Source organism: Leisingera coralii (assembly GCF_049056525.1).
Classification (GTDB): Bacteria; Pseudomonadota; Alphaproteobacteria; order Rhodobacterales; family Rhodobacteraceae; genus Leisingera; species Leisingera coralii.
Window position 1 is genome coordinate 1 of record NZ_JBHUPT010000045.1, and the last position, 8992, is coordinate 8992.

An 8992-nucleotide genomic window follows, 5' to 3' on the forward strand; every position below is an offset into this window, starting at 1 on the left:
GGGCCAGGCTCAGCGCCGTTGGCGCTGAGCCTGGCCCAACAGGAGCGGTGCATCTCGCAGATGCGCCGGCGGCGGGCGGGAGCGTTCCGGTGGCTATTACGGGATGGTTTCGCGGAAATGTCCGGCGAGCCTGGCCGCTTCTCCTGCGCTGTCGTGGCGGTCCAGAACCCGGGCGCGGCCGGCCTGCCCCATGGCCTCCTGCCGCGCCGCCGGAGTTTGCGCCAGCGCCAGAACCGCCTCTGCCAGCGCAGCCTCATCCCCGGCCGGCACCAGCCAGCCGGTCTGCTCCGGCACCACCAGTTCCGGCGTGCCGGCGATATAAGTGGCAATGACCGGGCGGGCGGCGGCCATCGCCTCCATCACCACCATCGGCAGGCCTTCGGCGAAGGAGGGCATCACCAGCGCACGGGCCCGGGCCAGCTCCGCCCGCACCCCGTCTTCCGGCAGCCAGCCGGTCAGGGTGATGTTGCCGCCCAGCCCGTGCCTGGCGATCTCTGCCTCCAGGGCCGCGCGCATCTCGCCGTCGCCGATCAGCGCCAAATGCAGGTCCGGCAACTCCTGCACCAGACGTGCCATGGCGCGCACCAGCACCATCTGGCCCTTCTGCTCGACAAACCGTCCGATCGCGGCCAGCCGCAGCGGTCCCTTTGGCAGCGGCGCGGGGTTGGCGAAGCAGTCCGGCTCAATGCCGCAGTGCACCACTTTCAGGCTGTCCCATTTGCCGAACGCGGCCCAGCGGCTGAGCTGGCTTTTACCAAAGCTGCTGACGGCAACGGTGAACGCCGCGCGGTTGATCTTCTCGCCCAGCGACAGGGCGTGCGGGGCGTCGAATTCCTCCGGCCCGTGTACGGTGAAGCTGTAGCCCGGGCCGCCCAGAACATGCGCCAGCATTGCCACCGCGGCGGAGTTGGTGCCGAAATGCGCGTGCATGTGCTGCACGCCTTCGGCCGCGCAACGCTGTTTCACATGGGCCGCCTCGGCCAGGTAGATCAGGTGGCGCAGGACACCCTTGTCCGAGGCCCGCGCCAGTTTCAGCGCCAGCCTAAGTGCCTGCCCGAAGCGGGCCGGCGCTGCCGCCTCCCGCGTCAAGGCCGCCAGCAGACGCCCGGCACCGGCCTGCAGCACATACTCCGTGCGCGCTGCCTCGGCCTGGTCGCCGGGATCGGCCAGTACCGCGCCGGAGGGGCGCATCGCCAGGCGCAGGATGCTTACGTCCTGACGCTCCAGTGCCTGCAGCTCGCGGCGGATGAAGCTGTGCGATGGCTGCGGATAGGTGTTCAGGACATAGGCGATTTTCAACGCTGGGAAATCCGTGCAAAAAGGCAAGTGTCCGCGGCAGGTTAGCGGCGGTTTGGCGGCTTGCCCAGCACCCCTTGCCGCTTGTCGCTCAGGCGTGGAGAATGCAACACAGGCGCCATGATTGTTCCGGGTTTTCAGGCCGCTGCGGCTGTCCTCGCTCCCGCAGGGGCCCGCATGATTGACGCCCCTGTTCCGCCCTCCTAGCCTGCGGTACCGGACGTTGGGGGATTGGCGCGGACATGCAGCGGGTTGCTTCGCATTTTGCAGGCCAGGGAATGGTGGCGCGGGTGCTGCGCTCGGCCTCCTGGCTGATGATCGGCTATGGCGGCAGCCAGGCCTTGCGGCTGGCGTCCAACCTGATCCTGACCCGCATCCTGTTCCCGGAAGCCTTTGGGCTGATGGCGCTGGTCACGGTGGTGACTGTGGGGCTGTCGCTGTTCTCGGATGTGGGCATCGGGCCGTCGATTGCCCAGAACAAGCGGGGGGACGATCCGGAGTTTCTGGATACTGCCTGGACCATCCAGGTGATCCGCGGCTTTGGCCTGTGGGCGCTGACGGCACTCCTGGCCTGGCCGGCGGCAACGTTCTATGGCGCGCCGGAGCTGCTGGTGTATCTGCCCATTGCCGGCGCCGGGCTGGCGATTGCCGGTTTCAACCCGACACGGATCGAAACCGCGCACCGGCATCTGCTGGCGGGGCGGGTCACGGTGCTGGACCTGGGCGGCCAGGTGATCGGGCTGGCGGCGATGATTGCGCTGGCGCTGGCGACGCAGTCGGTGATTGCGCTGGTGCTGGGCGGGGTGATCCAGGCGGCGGCCAAGCTGGCACTGTGCCACTACGGGCTGCCGGGGGCAGCAAACCGGTTCCGCTGGGAGAAGGCCGCGGCGCGGGAGCTGATCCATTTCGGCAAGTGGATTTTCCTGTCCACCGCCTTCTGGTTCCTGACCTCGCAGGGGGACCGGGCGATCCTGGGGAAGTTTGTCCCGCTTGAGGTGCTGGGGATCTATAACATCGGCTATTTCCTGGCGAGCTTTCCGATGCTGCTGGGCCATGCGGTGAACCAGCGGCTGATGATCCCGGTTTACCGCGACAAGCCCGCGCGGGGAGCGCCGGAGAACCTGCGGCGGCAGCGGCAGCTGCGCAGTGGTCTGACAGCAGGGATCCTTGGGATGCTGCTGATAATGGCTTGGGCCGGTCCCTGGCTGGTGCAGCTGCTCTATGATGACCGGTATCTGCAGGCCGGGCCGATGATCGTGCTGATTGCCCTGGCGCTGGCGCCTGCGGTGATCACCATGACCTATGACCAGGCGGCGCTGGCGGCCGGCGACAGCCGCGGCTTCTTTGTGTTTTCAGCGGCACGGGCCTGCCTGCAGACGGTGCTGTTCCTGGGCGGGGTGGTGTGGTTCGGGCTGGCAGGCGGGATCGCGGCCCTGGGGCTGGCGATGCTGGCGTCCTACCCGGTGCTGGTGCGGCTGGCGCGCAGGCATCACGTGTGGGATCCGCTGCACGATACGGGTTTTGCGCTGTTGGCCGTTGCGGCAGGCGGAGCGGCGCTGAGCTGGCATTGGCAGGAGATCACGGCAATGGCAGCGGCGTTGAGTGCACCTTAGGCGCGTGCATAAATGGCAGGATCGAAGTTGTCCGCTGAGGGCAGCGCCCGACCGCGGGCGGAAGCAAAGCGCCCGCCCATGGGGGAGGCTGGGCGAAGGTGCCTGATGTCTAGCTTTTTCGCCTGAACAGACCGCGGCGCGGCGGGCGGGTGTCCATCACCGGTATCGAGACCACCGGCACCAGGCCGGTTTCCCGCTCCATCTGTGCGGCGGTGCGCAGCACCGGGTGGCGCAGCTCCTGCAGGAAGGCCGCCAGCAGCGCAACGATCAGGCTGGCCGCGGCGCCCATCAGCGCCTTGGTCTTGCGGGCGCCGGTCACCGGATAGTCGGGCAGCGGCGCCGGCTCGATCACCGTCAAACGCTCTGCCTGGCGGCCGGTTTCCAGGCGGAAGCCGACCTCTGCCTCGTTGCGGCGGGCAGTCATCTGCCCAAGCTCGGCCTGCAGCTGGGCAAGCTGCCGGTCATAGGCGCCCAGCTGACGCTCCACCTCCGGGGTGGTCTGCAGGGAGGCTTCAAGCCCGGCCTTGCGCTCGGTCAGCAGCTGTTCCTGCGCCTCCAGCGTGGCCAGCTGCTGTTCCGCGTCCTCTTGCATCCGGCGGGCAGTGGCGGGGCGCTCGGTGGCCTGGGCCTGATCTGCGGCGCGGCGGATTTCGATGCGTTCGCGGGCGATCTCCAGAAGGCCCTCGTTCAAGGCCGCAATCTCGGCCCGGCGGAATTCGATGGTGCCGGGCAGTGTCACGTCATTTTCGTTGCGGTAGGCGGCGATCTCATCTTCCAGCGCGGCGACCTGATCGGCCAGCGCAGCCTCTTTTCCAGCAAAGAAGCTGAGGGTTTCGCGGGCCTGGTCGATGCGGGTGGCCACGCTGAGCTCGATCGTGCGGCGGCCGAATTCGCTGGCGACCTGCTGCGCCTGTTCGGCGGTGGGCATGCGGGCGGTGATGGTCAGCACCGAGATGGTGCCGTCGTCGGCAAAGCCTTCGCGGGCGGCGGCAACGCCGGTGATCCGCACCGACTCGCGCAGCAGCGCCACCTTCTGCAGCTGGGTCAGAGCCTCCATATCCGCATAGAGGCCGAATTTTTCGATCACTTCCAGCACCGTGCCGCGGGCCATCAGGCGCTGCTCGATCAGCTGGATGCGGCGGGCGGATGAGCCCTCAACGGTGGATTTGGCCAGCTCGCCGGCAATCTGCGGCTGGGTGACCTGAAGCACTTCGGCGGTTTCGTACTGGTGCTGCTGGCTGGCGGCGACCCAGAGCGAGACGAGGCAGCCCAGGACAAAGATGCAGACTATGGTGAACAGCCTGCGCCGCACCATGTCCAGAAAATCGCCAAGCGAGTAAATCGGCCCCATCTGTCTGCTCTCTTGCCCCGGTCCTGTGCCTGGGCCTGTGTCGGTTCAGCCCGCGCGGCGGCGGCCCGTGCCCGGATCTTGACCACAGCAACCGGGCAAAACTATGACGCCACGGTCAGTTCAGCGGGCTGTCCGCCTTGCGGGCCCGGTTCAGCACCACCCCCAGAAGCTCCGTATGGCCTGCCAGCATCCTTTCGCAGGCGGCCAGCTGCGCGGCGGAAGTGCTGGTGCCGTCCGAGACCAGCAGCACCGCGTCCACCTGCGGCAGGAAGGCGGCGGTGTCGTCGTGCTCCAGCACCGGCGGCAGGTCGAACAGCGCGGTATCGGCGCCCGAGCGCAGCATCATGCGGTCCAAAGCCTCGGCGCAGGTGCCGCTGTGCAGCAGTTCTGCGGCGTCCTGATCCGCGGTCTGGTTGAGACCAGCCGCCAGCGAAGGCAACGGGCGCAGGAACTGGTCTTCCATCCGGGTGCTGCCGGACAGGAAGCCTGCCAGATCGCCCTGCGCCTCCAACCCCAGGGCCTGCGCCACGCCGGGGCGTCGGAAGTTCAGGTCCATCAGGATGGTGCGGCTGCCCGGCACCCGGGCCAGGCTGAGCGCCAGATTGACCGCCGAGAAAGTGGTACCGCAGCCCGCCGCGGGTGCCGTCACCGCAACCCGTTTCCAGCCGCGCGCCTTCAAGGTGTGCAGCAGCCGGGTGCGCAGGAGGTCGAAGGACTTGGCCGCGGGCGAGGCGCGGAACCGGCTGACCAGCGGCAAGCGCGCCTTATCCTGCGCGGCCGGATCAAACGGCACCTGGCGGATCCGGTCCCAGGGCTCCGGCAGGGTTGCCGGCAGCTGCGCCGGCGGCGCGGTGCCTGGCGCGGTCATCTGCCGGGGGGCTGTTCCGGCGGTACCGCCAGCACCAGACGGCATCGCAGCCGCCGGTGCGCGCCGGCGGCGGAACCGCTTGAAGCCCTGCTCGCTCATGCCGTCCTCATCGCTGTCCAGTCCCTGGTTCGGGCCGTGCGCCGGGGTGGCGGCACAAGCCCCTGATACTGCAAAATGCTTCACAACCGCGCCCTCCGCAATGGCTGGCTGTTCCGCTGCCGGCACCGGCCGGCGGGCCTGCAGCGGATCAGACCGAAGTTAATATCCCGTCCCCTTCATCACCACACCGACGGTGCGCCAAAGCAGCCCCAGATCCCGGCCCAGGGAGACTTCGTCCCAGTATTCGAAATCGGCCTGCACGCGGCTGGCAAAGCTGGCTTCGTTGCGCACCGACACCTGCCAGATGCCGGTAATCCCAGGACGCAGCGCAAAATAGGCAGTGGCATCGCCGTAGAGCGGCAGCTGATCCGGCATCATCGGGCGCGGGCCGATCAGGCTCATGTCGCCCTTGATCACGTTCCAAAGCTGCGGCAGCTCATCCAGCGAGGTCATCCGCAGCATACGCCCCACCCGGGTGATGCGCGGGTCGTTCTTGAGCTTCTGGGTTTGCTGCCATTCCCGGCGCATGGCGGGATCGGTATCCAGGTAGTGCTGCAGCAAGGCGTCGGCGTCGCGCACCATGGTGCGCAGCTTGAGAATCCGGAACACCCGGCCGCCGCGGCCCAGCCGCGGCTGGGTGTAGAACGGCCGCCCGCCCTCCAGCCAGAGCGCCGCGGCGCAGAACGCAATCAGCGGCAGCGCCAGCGGCAGGCTGAGGGCAACCAGCAGCAGGTCCAGGCCCCGCTTGCCTGCTGCCCGGTAGCCGCTGCCGCCCGCCCTGCGCCGGGACCCGGCACCCGCCGCGATGCCCGGCAAGCCCGCATTCCTATTGGACGGCTGCAAGCGCAGCTGCTGCAGCGGCCCAGGGGGCATTTCGGCGCCCCTGGCCTGCAGTTCCAACCGCACAAAAGACAGCCCCGCCCCTCCGGGAACCATGTCTTTCATTCCAATCCCCCGATTTCCAGCCCGAATCCGGCTGGACCGCCCCGAAAAAGGTGGCCGTTTATAAACTCAAACTGGCATTGCACGGGCCATTGGCCGCAGAATGCCACTACTGATTTTCAGGTTCCAAAACGGGGCACGCCCCCACGCGCCCGCGCCATTTTTTGTTGTCCGCCCAATCCCCTGGCGGCACTGCATTTCGGCAGTCACCCTTAATTAGACCAAATTTCGGAAAATTTGCGCAAATTGTGAAAAGCCGCCGGAAAACTCCAAAAAAACCGGCTGGGCGGCGGCATACTCGGAAACAATCGGCGGGCAATTGCAGAAATTGTTCCCGCATTGAGCAAATCGGATACAGAATCGATACAAGCGCAACGTGCTTTGAGCCGTTCAGCCTCCGCGGAACTGTCCCGGGCTTTGCCCTGTCCAGCGCCGGAAGGCCTCGCTGAAGCTGTTCAGCCCGGAGTAACCCAGCAGGAAGGCGATCTCTGACAGCGACAGCCTGCTCTCCTGCAGATAGCGGATCGCCAGGGCCTTGCGCAATTCCTCAAGAATGGTGAAGTAGCTGGTGCCCGCCCGGGCCAGCTTGCGCGACAGGGTGCGCGGGCTCATGCCCAGATCCGCCGCCACATTGCCAAGCGACGCCGAACCGCCGGAGAGCCGGGCGGAAACCGCCTCTTCGACCTGCGCTTTCAGGTCCGTGCCTGTGCGTCCCAGCCCCCGCCCGTGCAGCAGCTGGTCGCCATAGGCGCGCAGCACCTCCAGCAGCAGGCGGTCGGCGCTGGCCAGCGGCAGATCCAGGTCTTCGGGCTTGAAGACAATGCGGCTGGCCGGAGCGCCGAACCGCACCGGGCAGCCGAAAGCGGCAGCCATCTCTTCCGCGCCGCGGCGGCGCTGATGGGAAAAGGCAGCTTCCTGCGGCTCGATCTGCGTCCCGGCCGCCTCGCGCAGAGCGGTCAGAAACAGCGCCGCCAGGAATTCGATGTACTGATGCGCCTGCAGGCCGGAGGCCGCCTTGCAGAACCAGGCGAGCTCCCCGTGCGAGGCGAGGCGGGATGCATCCACCTCCCATCCCTCGCTCATCACCCCGGCATAACGTGCTGTGTTGCGCAGGAAGCACCCCGCGGTCGGCGAGTTGCAGGCGATGTAGCCCAGCAGGCCGGCCATGCGCAGGTCGCTGCCGCGGCCGAGGTGAAAGCCGAACAGCGGATCTCCGGACAGCTCCGCGGCGCGGTCGAAGAAGCTGGCGACCGCAGCGAAGGGTGCGACAGGCTCATCCTGGTTCAGCAAGGACTGGCCGAAACCGGTGCCGGCGAACACAACGGCAGGCGTGACCCCCTGAGCCAGCAGATGGCGCGCGGCCAGCTGGGCAAATATTGCATTGTGCGGTGCCGGTGCGGCGGCCATGTCTGCGGTCTCTCCTGTTACTGTCGCGGCCGGCTGTGCTGTTTACGGCTCAGGCCGCGATCCGGATCTGTTTGCTGGGCCCGGCGCAAGCGGCCATCCGGAGCCGGAACCAGGATTGCTGCCGCCCGCGTGTCCGCGGCTCCTTTGCGGTGCAGCCTTTCCGCTGCGCTGCGGCCCGGCTGCGAGGCCCTGTCTGCCCGGGGCTGACCTTAGGTAAATTCTACTGGAAATGGCGGTCTGGCGCAGAGCTTCGGAGCTTGTCTTTTGCACAAATCCCGGGCGTTTTAGCCTATGCCGCGCATACTAACGGATAGGGTCCTATCCAAACGGGTATCCGGCGCTGCACTGCCGCGTGCCGCGGCCTTGCCCGGAGCGGGAATCACCGCCATAAGCGCGGGCAACGCGATGGCAGAGGAATGAGGACATCATGCACCCTCCCCGCAGCGCGGCCAGCTGGCTGGCCGCCAATCTGGACGGGCTGACACTCACCGCCTGGAAGGTGACTGGCGGCTCCCCGGCCCCTACTCAGGTGCTGCAGCTTCCGGACGGCCGTCCGGCCGCACTGGCCACAGCGCTGCGCCAGGCCATGGGCGGCAGCCCTTGTCCAGTGGTGCTGGGCGGCAGTGCGCTGGTGCCGCCGCGTCCGGTCCCGGCCGTGCCGGCGGAGCTGCCGCTGACCGAAACCCGGCTGGAGGAGCTGGAGTTCCACGCCCTGCCCGGTCTCAGCCAGGCGGCGCCCTGCGGTGTGATGCAAGGCGCACTGGCCCGGCTCAGCGGCTTCCTGCAGCTGAACCCGGACTGGGACGGGGTGGTCTGCCTGCCCGGAGCGGTGACCCACTGGGTGCAGGTGAGCGCCCGGGAGGCGGTCAGTTTCCAAAGCGCCCTGACCGGGCAGCTGGCGCAGGCCGCGGCGCAGGCGACGGGGCTGGAGCCGGCAGGCGAATGGGACAAGGCAGCACTGGCGGATGCGGCAGCGGACGGGATTGCCAGGCCGGAACAGCTGGCGGCGCGGCTGGCCTCGGTGCAGGCCTCGGCGGTTCTGGGGCAGATGCCTGCAGCCACCGCACGCGCCCGGCTTTGGGGGTTGCTGCTTGGGGCCGAACTGGCCGCGGCGCGGCCCTATTGGCTGGGCCAGAACCTGGCTCTGATAGCAGAGCCGCCGCTGCAGGCGCTCTACGGGGCGGCGCTGGAGGCGCAGGCACTGCCGGTCAGCCTCGCCGATCCCGCCCGTATGGCGCTGGAAGGGCTAACCCGCGCCAGGAACGGAGGCTGAGCGGCCGCGGCATCCCGGCAAGACCGCATGCATTCGAGGCCGCCGTGTGACGCGTCCGGCAACCGCCCGCGCCTGAGAAAACAAAGCGCTCCCGCGCCCGCAGGTGCCCTGGCTGCGCCGGGACCCCTTGGCGGCCTTGGGGG

General features: G+C 68.1%; 7 protein-coding genes. 2 read left to right on the forward strand and 5 right to left on the reverse strand.

Annotated features, from left to right (window positions below; translation table 11 throughout):
- Positions 1-96: 96 nt before the first annotated feature.
- On the reverse strand, positions 97-1299 hold the full coding sequence (locus ACFMBG_RS15235; protein ID WP_421055551.1) for a glycosyltransferase: 1203 nt from the start codon (positions 1297-1299) through the stop codon (positions 97-99).
- A gap of 239 nt (positions 1300-1538) precedes the next feature.
- Here ACFMBG_RS15235 and ACFMBG_RS15240 point away from each other — a divergent pair, with 239 nt between their 5' ends.
- Positions 1539-2909, forward strand: a complete 1371-nt coding sequence (locus ACFMBG_RS15240; protein WP_421055552.1) for an oligosaccharide flippase family protein — start codon at positions 1539-1541, stop codon at positions 2907-2909.
- Positions 2910-3018: 109 nt separating this feature from the next.
- Here the strand turns inward: ACFMBG_RS15240 and ACFMBG_RS15245 are convergent, their stop codons facing one another.
- The 4 genes from ACFMBG_RS15245 to ACFMBG_RS15260 all read right to left on the reverse strand — a co-directional run bounded on the left by ACFMBG_RS15245 (position 3019) and on the right by ACFMBG_RS15260 (position 7576).
- Positions 3019-4260 (reverse strand): GumC domain-containing protein, encoded by a 1242-nt coding sequence (locus ACFMBG_RS15245; protein ID WP_421055553.1) that lies wholly within the window; start codon positions 4258-4260, stop codon positions 3019-3021.
- Between the two features lie 115 nt (positions 4261-4375).
- On the reverse strand, positions 4376-5311 hold the full coding sequence (locus tag ACFMBG_RS15250; protein ID WP_421055554.1) for a CpsD/CapB family tyrosine-protein kinase: 936 nt from the start codon (positions 5309-5311) through the stop codon (positions 4376-4378).
- Between the two features lie 75 nt (positions 5312-5386).
- Positions 5387-6172: a sugar transferase gene (locus ACFMBG_RS15255; protein WP_421055555.1), complete on the reverse strand. Its 786-nt coding sequence runs from the start codon at positions 6170-6172 to the stop codon at positions 5387-5389.
- Positions 6173-6559: 387 nt separating this feature from the next.
- On the reverse strand, positions 6560-7576 hold the full coding sequence (locus tag ACFMBG_RS15260) for an AraC family transcriptional regulator ligand-binding domain-containing protein (protein WP_421055556.1): 1017 nt from the start codon (positions 7574-7576) through the stop codon (positions 6560-6562).
- Positions 7577-8003: 427 nt separating this feature from the next.
- Here ACFMBG_RS15260 and ACFMBG_RS15265 point away from each other — a divergent pair, with 427 nt between their 5' ends.
- Positions 8004-8849 (forward strand): 2-dehydro-3-deoxygalactonokinase, encoded by an 846-nt coding sequence (locus tag ACFMBG_RS15265; protein ID WP_421055557.1) that lies wholly within the window; start codon positions 8004-8006, stop codon positions 8847-8849.
- Positions 8850-8992 lie beyond the last annotated feature (143 nt).